This window comes from Lichenicola sp. (assembly GCF_965198575.1).
Taxonomy (GTDB): domain Bacteria; phylum Pseudomonadota; class Alphaproteobacteria; order Acetobacterales; family Acetobacteraceae; genus Lichenicola.
This window is the reverse complement of sequence record NZ_OZ240671.1, coordinates 1,337,225-1,353,136: the sequence shown is the minus strand read 5'-3', so window position 1 is coordinate 1,353,136 and position 15,912 is coordinate 1,337,225. Positions and strand designations below refer to the sequence as shown.

The window sequence follows — 15,912 nt, the reverse complement described above, 5'->3', positions numbered from 1 at the left end:
GTGGGACTTCACTCCCTGGCGGCAATGGTCGTTGGGACGGCTATCGTGTGGCCCCCTGCTGCGGTGAGGATGAATGCGCCATACGCTTCTGCTGTTGGTCCTGTGCTCCCCGGTCGTTGCGGCAGGAGCGGATGCACAGTCCAATGGGCCGACCCCCCTCATGCTGCAGCAGCAGTTCCGCTGGGCGCCCGGACCGGGGATCGCGGCCGGCAAGGTGTCGGCGGCCGGTGGCGACACGAGCAACACGATTGCGACCGCAGGTATTCCAGGCGCGATCGCGCGTCGTTGGGCGGATCGTCTGATCGAGCGGATCGACGTCGCGGATTTCGGCACCACCGCGGACGCCACGACCGCGTATCTTAGCCAGGCGGCGCCGGCTGCCTCGACCGTTCTTGCGATCGGGACCGGCCCGGCACCGGCCATCGGCCGCATCGTCGTCGGCTACGGCATCCCGGCCGGAACGACCGTCACCTCCGTTGCAGGCACTGCCGGCGTGGTCTCGATCGGGCTCAGTGCCGCGACCACTGCAACCGCGTCGGTGGGTGAACAGCTCGATTTCGGCACGCATGACGACGTCCCGGCATTTGCCGCGGCGCTGGCGGCGGCGAACGCTCCGGCGCAGATCTACGTGCCGCCCGGTCGCTATTACATGACCGGATATGTCGGCAACAAACCGGGCATCACCTGGATCACCGAGGGCGCCAGCTTCGCCCAGCTTGGCGGCATCGCCGAGCAGGGCGACCAGTCGATCATGCAACAGGCCGGTGGCGCGGCGCTCGAGGTCGTCAAGCGGATGGTCTCGACCACCGGCGAGGAGGGCATCTTTCTGCCGGTTACCGCCGATCCGACCCAGGCGACCGGGGGCTACCAGAAGAACGCCCTGCACATCGTGCTCACCCAGAACGACACCTCGATGTATGCCTTCCGGGGCGACGCGGTCACGGCGACGCATGACCTGGTCGGCGTCTCGGTGCAGTCGCATTGCCCGGCTGCCAACACGCGCTGCAGCCTGTTCGGATCGAACTGGATCAATTTTCTCGAGGCTGGCAGCGACGGACCCAGCACCGCCAACGAGACTGAGATCCTGGATAGTCGCGCTGCCGGCGTGCCGGAGATGGATAGCTGGGACAATGTCGGTGCGGTCGACTACATCGTCGGCGGCACGTCGCCGATCACCAACGTCATGACGATCCAGGGCAATGCCGGCAACGGACCCGGCACCTATAACGGCATCGTCGTCCGCACCGGCAGCGTCGGCAGCAGGCTGCTGGTCGAGCGCACTGCCGGCGCCCAGGACCCCACCGGGGTCGTGCACTCGCACATCGACACGATGTGGCTCGGAGCGGACGGGTCGGTGTTCGCCCAGTCGCTGCATGTCGGCGGCGGTCCGGCGACCAGCGACGTCCTGCCGGCAGTCGGAATGGCGGTGGACTCCGGCGGCAATGTCTTGGCGACGTCGCTTACGGTATCCGGGTCGGCACAGATCGGCGGTGGGGTGATTGTTGCAGGATCAGGTTCGGCGACGCTCGCGCCAACCAGCTGCGGCACGACGATCCGCGACACCGGATCCGTCGCACACACTTACACCGTGCCACTCGGGCTGCAGATCGGCTGCCGGATCGGCGTCATCCAGACAGGCGCCGGCATCGTCACGATCGCCGGTTCGACCGGCGTCACGATCGAGTCCTACAACGGCCTGGTCCGGTCGGGAGGGCAGTTCGCCAGGCTCGAGATCCTGGTGGACAGCACCGGCAGTGCGCTGCTCAGCGGCCAGCTCCAGTAGCGCCGGCGAAGATCCTTGTTGCCATGGCGGAACGCCCTGTAGTCTCGTGTTGCGCACCCGCGTTCCACGGCCGCAGGGGCCGGCGGCGTTTCGCCAAGGGAACGAGACATGAGCGATCTGGAAGACATTTTCTATAACAGGCCGCACAGGGTCTGCCAGAAGTGGGAGCATTATTTCCGCGTCTATGAAAAATTCCTGGCGAAGTTCAGGGGCAGGAGCGATTTCCGGATGCTGGAAATCGGCGTTTCGCAAGGCGGATCGCTCGACATGTGGCGCCAGTATTTCGGTCCCTCGATGCTGCTCGTCGGCGTCGACATCGACCCGCGATGCAAGGGCTACGAGCAGGGCAAGACGCTGGTGCGGATCGGCTCCCAGGATAATCGCGACTTCCTCCGCAGCCTTGTCAGCGAATTCCAGACCTTCGACGTGATCATCGACGATGGCGGCCACACGATGGAGCAGCAGATCGTCACGTTCGAGGAGCTGTACGACACGGTGCGGCCGGGCGGCATCTTCCTGACCGAGGATGTGCATACGAGCTACCACGAGCCGTTCCAGGGCGGCTACCGGCGCGAGGGGACGTTCATGGAATTCGCCAAGCAGAAGCTGGACGAGCTGAACGGCTTCCACATCGATGCCCATCGCGACGCGTTCGGAGGTTTCTTCCGCAGCACGTTCGGCGTCTCGTTCTTCGACAGCATGGTCGTGTTCGAGAAGGAGGTGGTGCCGTCGCCGCGTGGCGTGGAGGCAGGAAAAGGCGCCTAGCCGACGAAAGCCTCTGCAGGCGGGCGTGCATCGTCTATACCAGGGCATCCCGCCTGAGTTGGACGATCGCCTGGTCAGGTCCGGTGTCTGGTCGGGGACAGGCTGCGCAGACGGAGATGGACATGATCGATAACTCCTCCCCGGAGCTCGAGGCCCTCCGCAGGGCCGGCGTCGAGGCCTACCGCCGCCACGCCGTCGTGGAGGGCCGCCGGGCGTTCGAGCAGGTGCTGCAGCAGCGCCCGACCGACGCGGTGTCGCTGTTCCATCTCAGCCTGATCCTGCAGTCGCAAGGCGAGGCGGAGCCGGCGCTGAAGCTGCTCAAGGCAGCCGCTTCCGCCGACCAGCTCTACGCAACGACCAAGGGAGTGGGATTCTACCTGGCGATGCGCCGTCATGTCCGGGAGGGCAGTCCGTTCGAGGATGGCTGGCTGAGCTTCCTGGAACTGGCGCTGCTGTCAGGCATCCTGCCACAGAACACGCTTGCGGGCCTGGCGGCGCTGCCGGCCAATGCACCCGGCATCGGAATCCCGCGACGCATCCTGCAATACTGGGACAAGGCGGTGCCGCCGGACGAAGTCTCGCTGCTGATGCAGCGCTGCCGGGCGGCGAACCCGGACTACGAGCACGCGCTCTTCTCCGACGACGCGGCGCAGGATTTCCTGGCGACCGAATACGGCACCCGGATCGTCGACATCTATCGCGGCTGTTTTCACGTCGCCGCCAAAGCCGACTTCTTCCGGCTTGCATATCTCTACCGACATGGCGGGTTCTACGTCGATGCCGATGAGGTGTGCGACCGTTCGCTCGACCCATTCCTGCAGACCGGCGGGATCGAGGAGATCTATACCTTCAGCAGGGGACTGCCGAGCTGTATCAACAACTGGTTCATCGGCACCGTCAGCGGCACGCGGATCGTGGAGCGTGCCTTCAATTACTGCATTCAGAACATCGACAGCACGATGCGGCACGGCAGGAAGTCGGGGGTCTGGGTGCTGACCGGGCCTGGTGCGCTGAGCTTTGCCATCCTCGATCTGTTCTGCGAACCTGAGCAGTATTTCGGCGGCAATCCGTTCCAGAAAACCGTGTTCCTGGAGGAGAGCGAGTACCGCCGGATCTTCACGGCACCCCCGATGGAGTACAAGGCAAGCAAGGAAGGCAACTGGCGCCTGATCTGAACCGGCGGCCCGTCGGCTACATCTCCGGCAGCAGCGATCGCAGCAGCTTCAGGTCCGGTGCCGCCGCCTGGAAATGCTGCGGGTTGTCGGAGGCAGGATCGGCGCTGCAGAAGACGTAGCCGATGTCCTGGCCGAGTGCGTCGCACAGACCGGTCTGCAGGAACCCCGGGTGGCCCTCGGCGCCCCGGAAGGCGACCACGGTCGCGGACGATCCGGCAAAGATCGAATTGTGCAGCCCGGATCCATATTCGCCGACGAGCAGCCGCGACCCGGCGAACAGCGTGACCTGATCGGCGGTGCTCATTTCCTCCGGGAACACGATCTCGAAGCCGTCCGCGGCCAGTTGCTCTTCGACCTGCTGTGCATTCACCAGGCTGCGGCTGTCGTTGCCCCAGCGCCGCCGAGAGACGAATACCCGGCGCGTGGCCGGCAGCTCCGGGGTGCCGATGATGCGTGTCTTGTAGTCACGCAATGCGTCGGCGAGCAGGGTGTTGGCACGTCCGTCACCGCGGAAGCCGGTCGGGATCAGCACCCGCTCGATCTCGCAGCGATCGGTCACCGTGTCGTAGCTGCGGATCTGTTCGTCGCGGATCCGCAGCAGCGACAGCCACTGGCGGGCGAAGGGCATGATGTTGTGCGGCAGCAGGTAGGTCAGCGCCTCGAGGTCGAGCCCCAGACGCGTCAGCACATGCAGCCGCGGCAGGAAGTCGACCAGCCAATGGCCGTACATCTGGTACGCCGGGCCGCAAAGCAGGACAACCTCGCCGGACACCTCGATCGGGCGCAGATCCGGCGGCTGCACCGCCTGCGCGATCGAACCCGGGTGCATGCCGTTCTGCTCGATGCAGATGGTCCGCCCCCGCTGGCGCAGGATGCGGTCGTACTGCAGCGTGACGTCGTCGATCCGATACAGCCCGACGGCAGGCGCCTCCCGGTCGCCGTAATGCCACCGCCCGAACTCGCGCGGCACCGGTCCGATCAGCAGGCGGGGCGAGGGGCGCAGATGGTGCTCGACCGGTGAGGCTTCCTCATACTCGAAGCCGGGCATGCGCTGACGCACGGCGTCCTTCACATAGAGATAGTCCTCGGTCATTTCGAACCCACGCCAATATCCTCGAGGCTGCCGTGGACGATAGTCGCTTGAGCACCCGGCACCGCGCAACTAGTATGCAGTACGGTCACGAGCCCCCTGCACCGCCGCGATCGTCCGAAGCAGGAGAGGCCGCAGCGTGCGCTTCAGCAGCCCGTCACTTTCGATGTCCGCCAGCCTGCCGTGACCGGGATGGCTGAAGACGACCTCGCCTTACTCGAACAGGCCCTGGTGGTGGATCCGCTCGATCCGGAGACGTGCCTGCGGCAGGCGCAGCATCTCGAGCAGCAGGGGCAGTGGGCGAGCTCGCTCGAAGCCTGCCGTCGCGCCCTGGCTCTCTGGCCGGATGTGACCCCGGCCTACGCCCTGCAACTGCGGCTGGCCCGCCAGCAGAACGATCAGCCGCTCGTGCTGGAGTCGCTGCGGCTGCTGCTGCGGATGCAGCCGGACGACGCCCTCCTGAACAGCCAGATGGGCGCCGCCTTGTGCATGGCCGGGGATTTCGCCGGCGCCATCCCGTTCCTGCGCGCGGCGGTGCCGCATCTGGGCCACGCCAACGATACGCTGTGGAACTACACCATGGCGTTGTCGGCCATCGGCGCGTACGACGAGCTGATCCGGGCCCAGCCACTGCTCGATCGCCTCGCCGCCAACGGACCTTCGCCGTATCCGCCATTCGCGCATCTCGCCTCGGCGAAGCTGGCGCTGACGTTCGACCGTGAGGCCGTGCTGGCGGAGGCGACCGCGCTGCGACAGTCGGATCGCTGGCACGGCGGCGACCGCGTGTCGCAGAGCCTAAGCCAGGCGGTGGCGGCCAGGCAGCCGTTCAGCCTGGTCCGGCTGGACTACGCACTGGCCCGGTTCGCCTGCTATGTCAGCCTGCATGCCAACCGCGTGTTGCGGCAACAGGAGCTGTCGGCGGTCGTCAACAGCGTCTGGGAGGGCTGGTTCGGCGCGACGGCCGAGACGCTGGGCATCCTGTTCCTGTCCCATCTGGAGCGGATGTTCGCCGACGCACTCCGCGGCGCCGATCTGATCGGCATTCCGGAAGTCGAGCATCTACGCGACGATCCGTTCCAGTTCGGTTTCCTGGCCGAGATGCGCCAATCCTTGCCCAGCGGTCCGGACGCCGCCTTCACCAGCTTCTATATTGCCGACATCCTGCACGAGGCGGTGCCGTACCTGCGTCCCATGCTGAGTGGCCTGCCGTTCCTGGGAACGATCGGCGCGCACCCGGCGCTGGCGCGAAAGCTCGGGCATTTCTGCGGCATCAGCGATATCCGCTCGATCATCGTGCCGGGCGATCTGACGCGCGATCGATTGTCGGTCGGGAATGCGTCCGGCTTCCTGCCGGAACGTCATCTTCAGGTGCTCGAGGAAATCACCGTGCCGTTTCCGGGTGCCGTCTTCCTGGTGTCGGCGCCGGGACCGCTCGGCATCATCTATTGCGGGCGCATCAAGTCCCTGGGCGGCATCGCCATCGATATCGGCGCGCTCATGGATCGTTGGGCGGGCTACTGAATCAGCCGGGCAAGGATCAGGCCGATCGCGTTGCGTTGCCGTGACAAAGCGGGGCTCACTCTTGCCCTGCAACCGGTGCCCGATCCGATATGGCCAGGTCGCAACCCCGTGTCAGGGACGAGGCGCTCGCAAGCGATGTCGAAAGTCGCCTTGCGGCAGCATCCAGCGCGTGCTGACGAGCCGGACACCGATTAAACCCAGTGGCGGTCCCGGCACAGCGTCTCGAAACGCTGCTCCAGCAGGGGATCGCCACGACCCAGCACGAGCGCCTGCAGGAACGGGACGAATTCGCGCGGGTGGTAGTACTGCAGGGCTCGGGTCGGGGGGTCGTTTTCCCGGAACAGCCGATCGATCGTGTTTTTGCTGAAGCACCGGCGGATGAAACGCTCGCCGCTCATGACCGGGTGGTTGATCGTGTTCTCGAGACGGCAATGCGGCTCGTCGAAATGGATCGGCTCGTCCACCCAGAAATGCGGGCAGCCGATCCGGGTGGAGAAGTCGAACATCTTCGCATCGGGGAGTTGCGCGATCGCGGAAGGAATGAAGCCTTCTACGAACGGCCAGTCCTTCGGCTCGGTCGGCACCTTGGTCCGCATGATGGCCTGCCGGACGTCGAGCATGTGGTCGATCGCCCGGCCCGAGACGATCATCATCGGGATCAGCGCCCGCATCGGTTTTGCAAAGCGATCCGCAAGCGAATCATACCAGGGAAAATCGGGCGCCGCCTCCATGATGTGCGTGCCGACAAAGTCGATCTTCTCGTCGACCGCCATCTGCATCAGCGCGGTCATATCGAAATTGACAAGCACATCGTACTCGACCAGCGCATACGCCTGGTGATCAGGAAACTGCTTGCGCAGTAAATAGAGCGGATAGTCTCCGTTGTTCCACAGGGTCCGCTGTGCCGGGAACGCCGGTAGGCCGAACTCGGAGAAGTCGGTGGTGTGCGTCACCTTGTCGAACGGCCACGTGTTCAACTCGCCGTCGGTCTCGTTGGCAATGACCACGAACCGGGTCCCTGCCGACGCCCGATAGAGCCTGCGCGCCAGCAACTCGATCTGCGCGTCCCAGACATGCGCACGGAAAGCCACGAGCAGCATGATGAACCGCTTCTCCCTCAGATGTCGTTCGCAAGCCGACCGAGCGGTGCGTCGTGCCGCATCCGGGGCCGGCCGATCGAGCTGTAATCGAGGCCGGCCGCCTGCATCGCCGCAGGGTCGTAGATGTTGCGCAGGTCGATCACCACGCGGCCCTGCATCAGGCCCCGCAGCCTGGCCGGCGAGAGTGCCCTGAACTCGTTCCACTCCGTCAGCACCAGGATCGCGTCCGACCCCTGCGCCGCCTCGAGCGCATTGACGCAATAGGTGACGCCGCGCTCGGGCAGCAACGGCCGCGCCGCCTGCATGCCGGCCGGATCGAAGGCACGGATCAGCGCGCCGTTCTCGACCAGCCGGTGGATGATCGGGATCGAGGCGGCATCGCGCATGTCGTCGGTCTCCGGCTTGAAGGTCAGGCCGAACACCGCGATCGTCTTGCCGCGCACGCTGCCGCCGCAGGCCGACATGATGCGGGCACCCATGCTGGCCTTGCGCGCATCGTTCACCTGCACCGTCGCCTCGACCATGCGCGACGAGGCGCCGGCCTCCTGGGCGATTCGCATCAGCGCCAGCGTGTCCTTGGGAAAGCACGACCCGCCGTAGCCCGGCCCGGCATGCAGGAACTTCGGCCCGATGCGTCCGTCCAGCCCGATGCCGCGGGCGATCTCGTGCACGTCGGCGCCGACCCGCTCGCACAGATCGGCCATCTCGTTGATGAAGCTGATCTTCATCGCCAGGAAGGAATTGGCGGCGTACTTGATGAGCTCGGCGCTTTCCAGGCTGGTGAACAGGATCGGCGCCTCGATCAGGTACAGCGGGCGATACAGCCGGCGCATGACCTCGTGGGCGCGCTCGGCCCCTGGCCGCTCGGTGTCGGTGCCGATCACCACCCGGTCCGGCTTCATGAAGTCGCCGATGGCGCTGCCTTCGCGCAGGAATTCCGGGTTCGAGGCCATGTCGAAGTCGAGCTCCGGCCGCACCCGCTCGACGATCTCGGCGATGCGCCGGCCCGTGCCCACCGGGACCGTCGATTTGGTGACGATCACCGCATAGCCGGTCATCGCGCGTGCCACCTGCTCGGCGGCGGCGAAGACGTAGGTCAGGTCGGCGTGGCCGTCGCCGTTCCGGGGCGGGGTGCCGACCGCGATGAAGATCGCCTCCGCACCGTCCACCGCAGCCGCGATGTCGTCACCGAACGACAGCCGGCCGCTCTCGATGTTGTCGGCGACGAGCTTGTCCAGGCCGGGCTCGTAGATCGGGATCTGGCCCTTCGCCAGCGCTGCCAGCCGGCCGGGATGGGTTTCCACCACCGCCACCTGGTTGCCGAACTCGGCGAAGCAGGCAGCCGACACCAGCCCGACATAGCCGCCACCGATCATCGCGATCCGCATCTGGGTTGGCTCCTGTCAGCCGGTCACGGCGTCGGCGGGGCTGTCTGCGCGACCACCCAGCAGCCGGTCGAAATAGTCGATGCTGCGCACCAGCCCGTCCTCGAGATCCACCCTTGGCTCCCATCCGAGCAGGTTGCGGGCGCGGGTGATGTCCGGGCAGCGCTGCATCGGGTCGTCCTGCGGCAATGGGCGGTAGGTGATCCGCGAGCGCGAGCCGGTGAGCTTCAGGATGCGCTCGGCGAGCTCGCGCACCGGGATCTCGTGCGGGTTGCCGAGATTGATCGGGCCGGTGATGTCCTCGTCGCTGTCCATCATCCGCACGAAGCCCTCGATCAGGTCGGATACGTAGCAGAACGCCCGGGTCTGGCCGCCGTCGCCGTACAGCGTGATTTCCTCGCCGCGCAGCGCCTGGGTGATGAAGTTGGACACCACGCGGCCGTCATCGGGATGCATGCGCGGGCCGTACGTGTTGAAGATCCGCACCACCTTGATGCGGGTGCCGTGCTGGCGGCGATGGTCGAAGAACAGCGTCTCGGCACAGCGCTTGCCTTCGTCGTAGCAGGCGCGCGGCCCGAGCGGGTTCACGTTGCCGCAATAATCCTCGGTCTGCGGATGCACGTCGGGGTCGCCGTACACCTCGCTGGTCGAGGCCTGGAAAACCTTGGCGCCGGTGCGGCGGGCGATGCCCAGCATGTGGATCGCGCCGAGCACGCTGGTCTTCAGCGTCTGCACCGGGTCGTACTGGTAGTGCACCGGCGAGGCGGGGCAGGCCAGGTTGTAGATCTCGTCCACCTCGGCCAGCAGCGGCGTGCTGATGTCGTGCCGCAGCGTCTCGAAGTTCGGACTGTCGCGCAGGTGGGCGATGTTGTCCTTGCGGCCGGTGAAGTAGTTGTCGACGCACAGCACGTCGTGGCCGTCGCGCAGCAGCCGCTCGCAAAGATGGGAGCCGAGGAAGCCGGCACCGCCCGTGACCAGGACCCGCTTGCGGACGAGTTTCGACATGCGGCCTGAAGCCTCCGTGCTCGGAATGGAACCGCAGGGTAACGGCTTGGCCGCTCCGGTGGAAGGCGGTCAGGCCTCAGGGATGCCAAGGCTCCAGGCCGTAGGGAGGCCAAGGCTCCAGGCCTCAGGGAGGCCAAGGCTATCGGGCGCGCAACGGAGCCGGTATAGGCAAACCCCATGTGCGCTCCCCTCTGCTCCACCAGGGCCGTCGATCCGGCCCGTTTTCCGACACCGAGCCCGGCCCGCTGCATCTGATGCGGCTCCACGACCTGATTGCCGGCCTCGGCCGTGGTGTGCTCGACACCATCGCGGGCGCCGGCCGGCTGGCGCTGTTCGCGCTCGAGGGGCTGTCGCACCTGTTCCGGCCGCCCTTCTATTGGCGCAACTTCGTCACCGCGTTCGTCGAGTTCGCGTATTTCAGCCTGCCGGTGGTGGCGCTGACGGCGATCTTCTCCGGCATGGTGATCGCGCTGCAATCCTTCACCGGCTTCTCCCGGTTCGGCGCGCAGAGCGCGATCGCCGGCATCGTCGTGCTCTCGGTGGTGCGCGAGCTCGGCCCGGTGCTGGCCGGGCTGATCGTGGCCGGCCGCGTCGGTGCGGCGATGGCCGCCGAGATCGGCACCATGCGGGTCACCGACCAGATCGACGCGCTCACCACGCTGTCCACCAACCCGATGAAATACCTGGTGGCGCCACGCCTGCTCGCCGGGTTGCTGGCGCTGCCGCTGCTGGTGATCGTCGCCGATATCCTGGGCGTGCTCGGCGGGTTCATCGTCTCGGTGGTGAAGCTGGGCTTCAGCCCGTCCGCCTACATCGCCAACACGTTCTCGTTCATGCAGCCGATCGACGTGACCGTGGGCCTTGCGAAGGCGGCGGTGTTCGGCTTCCTGATCGCGCTGATGGGTTGCTACACCGGCTACAACAGCCGCGGCGGCGCGCAAGGCGTGGGCGCCTCGACCACCTCGGCGGTGGTGGCGGCCTCGATCCTGGTGCTGTGCTTCGACTACGTGCTGACCGAGATGTTCTTTTCCCGATGAGCGCCACCCTGCCGAAAATCCGCATCCGCGGCCTGACCAAGAGCTTCGGGCCCAAGCGGGTGCTCGACGGCATCGACCTGGATGTCGAGGCCGGCACTTCCATGGTGGTGATCGGTGGCTCGGGCAGTGGCAAGTCGGTGCTGCTGCGCTGCATCCTCGGGCTGATCGAGCCGGATGCCGGCACCATCGAGATCGACGGCCAGGACGTGCTCGCGCAGGGGCGTCGGCAGCAGGAGGCCACCCGCCAGCGGATCGGCATGCTGTTCCAGAACGGCGCGCTGTTCGACAGCCTGGTCGTCTGGGAGAACGTCGCCTTCGGGCTGCTGGCGCAACGCGGCGCCGGCCGGATCACCCGGGCGCAGGCGCGCGTGAAGGCGGGAGAGGTGCTGATGCAGGTCGGGCTCGATCCGAGCGTCGGCAACCTGTCGCCGGCGGAGCTGTCGGGCGGCATGCAGAAGCGCGTGGCGCTGGCACGGGCGATCGCCGCCACGCCGGAAATCCTGTTCTTCGACGAGCCGACCACCGGCCTCGACCCGATCATGGGTGCGGTGATCGACGGGCTGATCGTCGATTGCGTGAAGCGGCTCGGCAGCACCGCGATCGCGATCACCCACGACATGGCATCGGCCACCCGGATCGGCGACCGCGCGGCGATGCTGTACCAAGGCAGGCTCGTGTGGCAGGGGGCGGCGGCGTCGCTGCTGTCCAGTGGAAACCCGATGGTGGACCAGTTCACCCACGGCCGCCGCGAGGGCCCGATCGGGATGGAGCTGCGCCGGTAGTGTCGCCCGGTCGGGCGCTGGTGGAATCGCCCGGTCGGGCGCTGGCGGGATCGCCCGGTCGGGCGCTGGTGGGATTGCCCGGTCGGGCGCTGGTGGGACGGCCCGGTCGGGTTCCGGTCCGGGCGATGGTGCCGGCGATCCTGGGCGGCCTCCTCGGCATGATCGTGGCCGGCGGCGCTGTGGCCCAGGGTGTTCCTGTGCCGAAGCAGTCCCCACCGGTCGATGGTCCCGCTGCCGCCGAAGCACTGACCCGGCTGTTCATGCGCACCTGCCTGCAGCATGCCGGCGACATTGCCGGTTTGCGCGCAGCACTCGCCGGCAGCGGCTATCAGCGCGCTCCCGATGAGGCCGGCGCGCGCCTGCTGATGCGGCCGGGACAGGCTTACCGGGTGCCGGACGCGCCGGGACACCTGATGGTGCTGTCGTTCGATGATGGCTGGTGCGGCGATGGCGGCACCGGGATCGAGCCGCATGCCCTGACCATGCAGTTGGCCGCTTCGGTGCAGGCCCGTGGCGCCGACATGCGACTGATGGGCGCCGGCCCCGACGGACGCGAGCAGCGCTACCTGCTGACCATGCCACCGCCGGCGATGCCGATCGTGCTGCTGGTGCTGCTGCAGCCGTCCGGGCGCTTGATGCAGGCCAACCTGTTCGCCGCCCCGATGCCACCCGAACCCGGGATCCCGGGGGCGCTGCCCCAGGTGCCAGGGGTGCCGAAATGAGCAAGCGGCCGGCCGGGCGCTTCGTCTGCCAGTCCTGCGGGGCGGTGTGGCCGAAATGGAGCGGCCGCTGCGAGGCCTGTGGCGAGTGGAACACCATCGTCGAGGAGCATGCCGACATCCGCTCGGCCTCGGCGCGCCCCGCGGCCGGCGGTGCCACCGGCCGCGCGGCCGCGCGGATCGGCTTCGTCGGACTGGAGGGTGCAGCCGAGCCGCCGCCGCGCATCCATACCGGTATCGCCGAGCTCGACCGGGTGCTGGGCGGCGGCCTGGTGCCGGCCTCGGTGGTGCTGGTCGGCGGCGATCCAGGCATCGGCAAGTCGACGCTGATGCTGCAGGCGGCGGCCGCGATGGCGTCGGCCGGGCGGCGGGTGCTGTACATCTCGGGCGAGGAGGCGGTGGACCAGTTGCGGCTGCGCGCCCGTCGGCTCGGTCTGACCGCGCCCGGCCTGGAGCTCGCGGCGGCGATCAACGTCGTCGACATCGCCCAGACGCTGGAGCAGGAGGCCGATGTCAGCCTGGTGGTGATCGACAGCATCCAGACCATGTGGCTGGAGACCATCGACAGCGCCCCGGGCTCGGTCAGCCAGGTCCGGTCCTCCGGGTTCGAGCTGATCCGGCTGGCGAAGAGCCGCGGCTTCGGGCTGATCCTGGTCGGCCACGTTACCAAGGAGGGCTCGCTCGCCGGACCCCGGGTGCTCGAGCACATGGTCGATGCGGTGATGTATTTCGAAGGCGATCGCGGCCACCAGTTCCGCATCCTGCGCGCCGCCAAGAACCGCTACGGCGCCACCGACGAGATCGGCGTGTTCGAGATGACCGATCGTGGCCTGGCCGAGGTGCCGAACCCCTCGGCTTTGTTCCTGGCCGAGCGTCGGGGCAACATCGCCGGGAGTGCCGTGTTCGCCGGGCTGGAGGGCACGCGGCCGGTGCTGCTGGAGGTGCAGGCGCTGCTGTCGCCGAATGCCGGATCGTCGCCGCGGCGTGCCGTGGTCGGCTGGGAGAGCGGCCGGTTGAACATGCTGCTGGCGGTGCTGGAGAGCCGGTGCGGGCTGCGGCTGTCCGGAATGGACGTGTACCTGAACATCGCCGGCGGCCTGCGTGTCGGCGAGCCGGCGGCCGATCTCGCGGTGGCGGCGGCGATCGCCTCCGCGCTGACCGGGCAGCCGACCAGCGCCGGGTCGGTGTATTTCGGCGAGGTCGGGCTGTCCGGCGAGGTCAGGCAGGTCGCGCAGTCGGAGGCCCGGCTGAAGGAGGCGCAGAAGCTCGGCTTCGAGCACGCATTCCTGCCGCGCCGCATCGCCCGCGGCCGCAACCGTTTGGTGGCGCCGGAGGGCCTGCGCCTGGAGGAGATCGGCCACCTGTCGGATCTGACGGCGTCGTTTTCCACCAACCCGGATGGCGGCGCAGCAGAGGCCGTCTGAAAATGGGCCGTGCCGAGCGAGAGTGACGTGCGTCGCGTCACGCCCGCTTCGGCTCGCCGGCACAGCGCGCTCTCAAACGGCCTCGCTCAGGCGAAGAGCGAGAGGACAGGGTCTCCCTTGGTAGCCGCCGCCTCCGAGGAGGTCGTGCCGCTGATCAGCGACAGCATGGAGATGTCGTCCTGGGACTGCCCGGCCAGCATCGCCGCCAAACCGGTGAGCACCGGCACGGTCGAGTCCTGCACCGAGATCAGGTATTGCTCGGCGGTCCGCTGGATCCCCGCCGTGCTGGTCATTGCCTTGATGTCGACCTTGGAGGTCAGGATGCTGACCTGCTGGTTGAAATCCAGCGCGCCGAACCAGTCGCTCATGCCGAGGCTGGTGGTGACCACCTTGAGCAGCGTCGGGTTGGACATCAGCCCGTTGATGCTGGTGATGCTGCCCATCGTGCGCGTGTAGTACAGCGCGTCGTCCATGCCGGGATACTCGACGCCCATCTTGGTCTCGTAGGAAGCGGTCTTATCCGCCGCGGCAACGGATGCGACGTTGGCCGCGTCCTGCATCGCGCCGGTGGGGGTCGCGGACACTGCGGGCAGCACCACCAGCTTGGCACCACTGGCTACCGCCAGTGTCGAGCCGGCCAGCAGGGTGGCGTTGCCGCTATCGTCGACGCTGCCGATCGTGCCGATGGTATCGCCGCCGCTTGTCACGATCTGGCCGGGCTGCAGTGCGGCGCCGGTGGTCCCGAGCGCCAGCGTCTTGCCCCCGATGGCCGTCGCCGCGGTCGTGGCCAGGATGGTACCGACATTGGAGAACGCCATGCCGAGTGCCACCTCGATCCTGTCGCCGGCGGTGATGCCGGTGGCAGCCGTGGCAGTCAGGGTGACGTTGCCGTTGCTGTCCACGGACTGCACGGTGCCGATCTCGTTGTTGCCGTCAGTGAGGATCTGGCCGGCGGTCAGGGTCAGGCCGGCAGAGCCCAGCGCCAGCCGGCCGTCGGCGCCGAGCGTCGAGGTGGTCGCGATCGCGATCGTGTTGCCGTAGCTGGTGGCGAGGCTGTTGGTGCTGCCGCTCGGCGAGTTGAGGACCGCCAGGTTGCCGTTCCCCGACAGCTGCGCGTCGAAGCCGGCAGCCTTGAGCGCACCCTGCAGCGCGTTCATCTGGGCAAGGTTCTCCGCCGTCGTCGGAGAACCGGCGAGGCTCGCCGCCGTCACCGCGACCGAAACGATCTGCGCGCTCTGGATGACCTTGCCCGAGCTGTCCGTCGCCAGCGCCAGGCTGTAGGTCGTGTTGCCGGCACTGTCCGTCGAGGTGGTGACACTGGGCGCACCGGCGGAACCGGTCACCACGCCCGATGCCGACACGGTGTAGGTGGCGCCCGCGACCGCGGCGGTGGTGCTGGTGGCGGCCACCGCCGTGGAGCTCTCGGCGTCGGTGGTGAGGGCGGCGGCGATGGAGGCCGCAGCACTCCCGTCATTCAGGACGAACGACCAGATCATGCCGGGTGCGGCCTGCGTCTGGGTGGTGGCGGGAACGCTCCAGGCGGTGTTCTGCATCGTCATCGACGAGGCGCTGGCGCCGCCGGTGCTGAGGCTGATCGTGCTGCTGTCGCCAAGCGCTGCGGTCTGGGTGGCGCGGTTGCTGGTGGCGTTCGCGAAGTGCAGGTAGTCGGTGTTGGAGGTCTCCTGCACCAGGGAGGTCGTCGAGGCGGGGTTCTGCGTCATCAGCGCTTTCAGCACGGCGGTCTGTCCGGTCTGGCTGCTCATGTTGAAGGCGCCGGTCAGGACGCTGAGCGCGCTGTAGTTCTTGAGGATCGCAGCCGGGCTCACCAGTGAGGCGGCATTGCTGGTGAAACTCTTGAGCGCGGCAGTGAGCGGCAGATCGGCCGCCGCAGTTTTCGCGACCTGGACCTGCTCGTCCTTGATGGTCGAGAGATAGATCGACAGCTCCGAGTATCCCGACACCCCCGACATCCTCGCCCTCCGCAACTCGTGGTTGCAAGAACCGGGCCCGGCTGCAAGTGTCTGATGATGCTGGAACCGGGCGATACCGACCCTGCAGACCATGCCGGTTCAGCCGGGCAGATCATGCCGCCCGGCAGGGATTGCCCGGCAAGAACTGCCTGGTCA

General features: G+C 67.4%; 13 protein-coding genes. 8 read left to right on the top strand and 5 right to left on the bottom strand.

Annotation, left to right across the window (positions count from 1 at the left end):
* The first annotated feature begins 73 nt into the window (after positions 1-73).
* The 3 genes from ACOEQ2_RS06375 to ACOEQ2_RS06365 all read left to right on the top strand — a co-directional run bounded on the left by ACOEQ2_RS06375 (position 74) and on the right by ACOEQ2_RS06365 (position 3,723).
* Positions 74-1,783: a hypothetical protein gene (locus ACOEQ2_RS06375; protein WP_419730542.1), complete on the top strand. Its 1,710-nt coding sequence runs from the start codon at positions 74-76 to the stop codon at positions 1,781-1,783.
* Between the two features lie 108 nt (positions 1,784-1,891).
* Positions 1,892-2,548: a class I SAM-dependent methyltransferase gene (locus ACOEQ2_RS06370; RefSeq protein ID WP_419730541.1), complete on the top strand. Its 657-nt coding sequence runs from the start codon at positions 1,892-1,894 to the stop codon at positions 2,546-2,548.
* 122 nt (positions 2,549-2,670) lie between these two features.
* On the top strand, positions 2,671-3,723 hold the full coding sequence (locus ACOEQ2_RS06365; protein WP_419730540.1) for a glycosyltransferase: 1,053 nt from the start codon (positions 2,671-2,673) through the stop codon (positions 3,721-3,723).
* Between the two features lie 16 nt (positions 3,724-3,739).
* Here ACOEQ2_RS06365 and ACOEQ2_RS06360 read toward each other — a convergent pair whose 3' ends face one another.
* Positions 3,740-4,816, bottom strand: a complete 1,077-nt coding sequence (locus tag ACOEQ2_RS06360; protein ID WP_419730539.1) for a glycosyltransferase family 61 protein — start codon at positions 4,814-4,816, stop codon at positions 3,740-3,742.
* A 189-nt stretch (positions 4,817-5,005) separates the two neighbouring features.
* Between ACOEQ2_RS06360 and ACOEQ2_RS06355 the strand changes: the two genes are divergently transcribed.
* Positions 5,006-6,334 (top strand): hypothetical protein, encoded by a 1,329-nt coding sequence (locus ACOEQ2_RS06355; protein ID WP_419730538.1) that lies wholly within the window; start codon positions 5,006-5,008, stop codon positions 6,332-6,334.
* A gap of 191 nt (positions 6,335-6,525) precedes the next feature.
* Here the strand turns inward: ACOEQ2_RS06355 and ACOEQ2_RS06350 are convergent, their stop codons facing one another.
* The 3 genes from ACOEQ2_RS06350 to ACOEQ2_RS06340 all read right to left on the bottom strand — a co-directional run bounded on the left by ACOEQ2_RS06350 (position 6,526) and on the right by ACOEQ2_RS06340 (position 9,824).
* On the bottom strand, positions 6,526-7,341 hold the full coding sequence (locus tag ACOEQ2_RS06350) for a hypothetical protein (protein ID WP_419730537.1): 816 nt from the start codon (positions 7,339-7,341) through the stop codon (positions 6,526-6,528).
* Between the two features lie 110 nt (positions 7,342-7,451).
* Positions 7,452-8,822, bottom strand: a complete 1,371-nt coding sequence (locus tag ACOEQ2_RS06345) for a UDP-glucose dehydrogenase family protein (protein WP_419730536.1) — start codon at positions 8,820-8,822, stop codon at positions 7,452-7,454.
* Between the two features lie 15 nt (positions 8,823-8,837).
* A complete protein-coding gene (locus tag ACOEQ2_RS06340) occupies positions 8,838-9,824 on the bottom strand; it encodes a UDP-glucuronic acid decarboxylase family protein (protein ID WP_419730535.1) in 987 nt (328 codons plus the stop codon).
* A 254-nt stretch (positions 9,825-10,078) separates the two neighbouring features.
* Here ACOEQ2_RS06340 and ACOEQ2_RS06335 point away from each other — a divergent pair, with 254 nt between their 5' ends.
* The 4 genes from ACOEQ2_RS06335 to radA are packed head-to-tail and all read left to right on the top strand — an operon-like array spanning position 10,079 to position 13,786.
* The gene (locus ACOEQ2_RS06335) at positions 10,079-10,861 is read left to right on the top strand and encodes an MlaE family ABC transporter permease (RefSeq protein WP_419730534.1); all 783 of its coding nucleotides are present in this window, start codon (positions 10,079-10,081) and stop codon (positions 10,859-10,861) included.
* Positions 10,858-11,643: an ABC transporter ATP-binding protein gene (locus tag ACOEQ2_RS06330; RefSeq protein ID WP_419730533.1), complete on the top strand. Its 786-nt coding sequence runs from the start codon at positions 10,858-10,860 to the stop codon at positions 11,641-11,643. The genes ACOEQ2_RS06335 and ACOEQ2_RS06330 overlap by 4 nt, the downstream gene beginning before the upstream one ends.
* The gene (locus ACOEQ2_RS06325) at positions 11,643-12,365 is read left to right on the top strand and encodes an NMCC_0638 family (lipo)protein (protein ID WP_419730532.1); all 723 of its coding nucleotides are present in this window, start codon (positions 11,643-11,645) and stop codon (positions 12,363-12,365) included. The genes ACOEQ2_RS06330 and ACOEQ2_RS06325 overlap by 1 nt, the downstream gene beginning before the upstream one ends.
* A complete protein-coding gene (radA, locus tag ACOEQ2_RS06320; RefSeq protein WP_419730531.1) occupies positions 12,362-13,786 on the top strand; it encodes a DNA repair protein RadA in 1,425 nt (474 codons plus the stop codon). The genes ACOEQ2_RS06325 and radA overlap by 4 nt, the downstream gene beginning before the upstream one ends.
* Before the next feature lie 86 nt (positions 13,787-13,872).
* On the opposite strand, the gene ACOEQ2_RS06315 is transcribed toward radA, so the two are convergent.
* Positions 13,873-15,756 (bottom strand): DUF1217 domain-containing protein, encoded by a 1,884-nt coding sequence (locus tag ACOEQ2_RS06315; protein ID WP_419730530.1) that lies wholly within the window; start codon positions 15,754-15,756, stop codon positions 13,873-13,875.
* Between the last annotated feature and the right edge of the window lie 156 nt (positions 15,757-15,912).

What these genes read in the sequence shown, in the direction of transcription:
- ACOEQ2_RS06345 (WP_419730536.1), bottom strand. Translation starts at nt 8,822, where the DNA reads ATGCGGATCGCGATGATCGGTGGCGGCTATGTCGGGCTGGTGTCGGCT.
- radA (WP_419730531.1), top strand. Translation starts at nt 12,362, where the DNA reads ATGAGCAAGCGGCCGGCCGGGCGCTTCGTCTGCCAGTCCTGCGGGGCG.
- ACOEQ2_RS06355 (WP_419730538.1), top strand. Translation starts at nt 5,006, where the DNA reads ATGGCTGAAGACGACCTCGCCTTACTCGAACAGGCCCTGGTGGTGGAT.
- ACOEQ2_RS06330 (WP_419730533.1), top strand. Translation starts at nt 10,858, where the DNA reads ATGAGCGCCACCCTGCCGAAAATCCGCATCCGCGGCCTGACCAAGAGC.
- ACOEQ2_RS06360 (WP_419730539.1), bottom strand. Translation starts at nt 4,816, where the DNA reads ATGACCGAGGACTATCTCTATGTGAAGGACGCCGTGCGTCAGCGCATG.
- ACOEQ2_RS06370 (WP_419730541.1), top strand. Translation starts at nt 1,892, where the DNA reads ATGAGCGATCTGGAAGACATTTTCTATAACAGGCCGCACAGGGTCTGC.
- ACOEQ2_RS06340 (WP_419730535.1), bottom strand. Translation starts at nt 9,824, where the DNA reads ATGTCGAAACTCGTCCGCAAGCGGGTCCTGGTCACGGGCGGTGCCGGC.
- ACOEQ2_RS06335 (WP_419730534.1), top strand. Translation starts at nt 10,079, where the DNA reads ATGCGGCTCCACGACCTGATTGCCGGCCTCGGCCGTGGTGTGCTCGAC.
- ACOEQ2_RS06365 (WP_419730540.1), top strand. Translation starts at nt 2,671, where the DNA reads ATGATCGATAACTCCTCCCCGGAGCTCGAGGCCCTCCGCAGGGCCGGC.
- ACOEQ2_RS06375 (WP_419730542.1), top strand. Translation starts at nt 74, where the DNA reads ATGCGCCATACGCTTCTGCTGTTGGTCCTGTGCTCCCCGGTCGTTGCG.
- ACOEQ2_RS06315 (WP_419730530.1), bottom strand. Translation starts at nt 15,756, where the DNA reads ATGTCGGGGGTGTCGGGATACTCGGAGCTGTCGATCTATCTCTCGACC.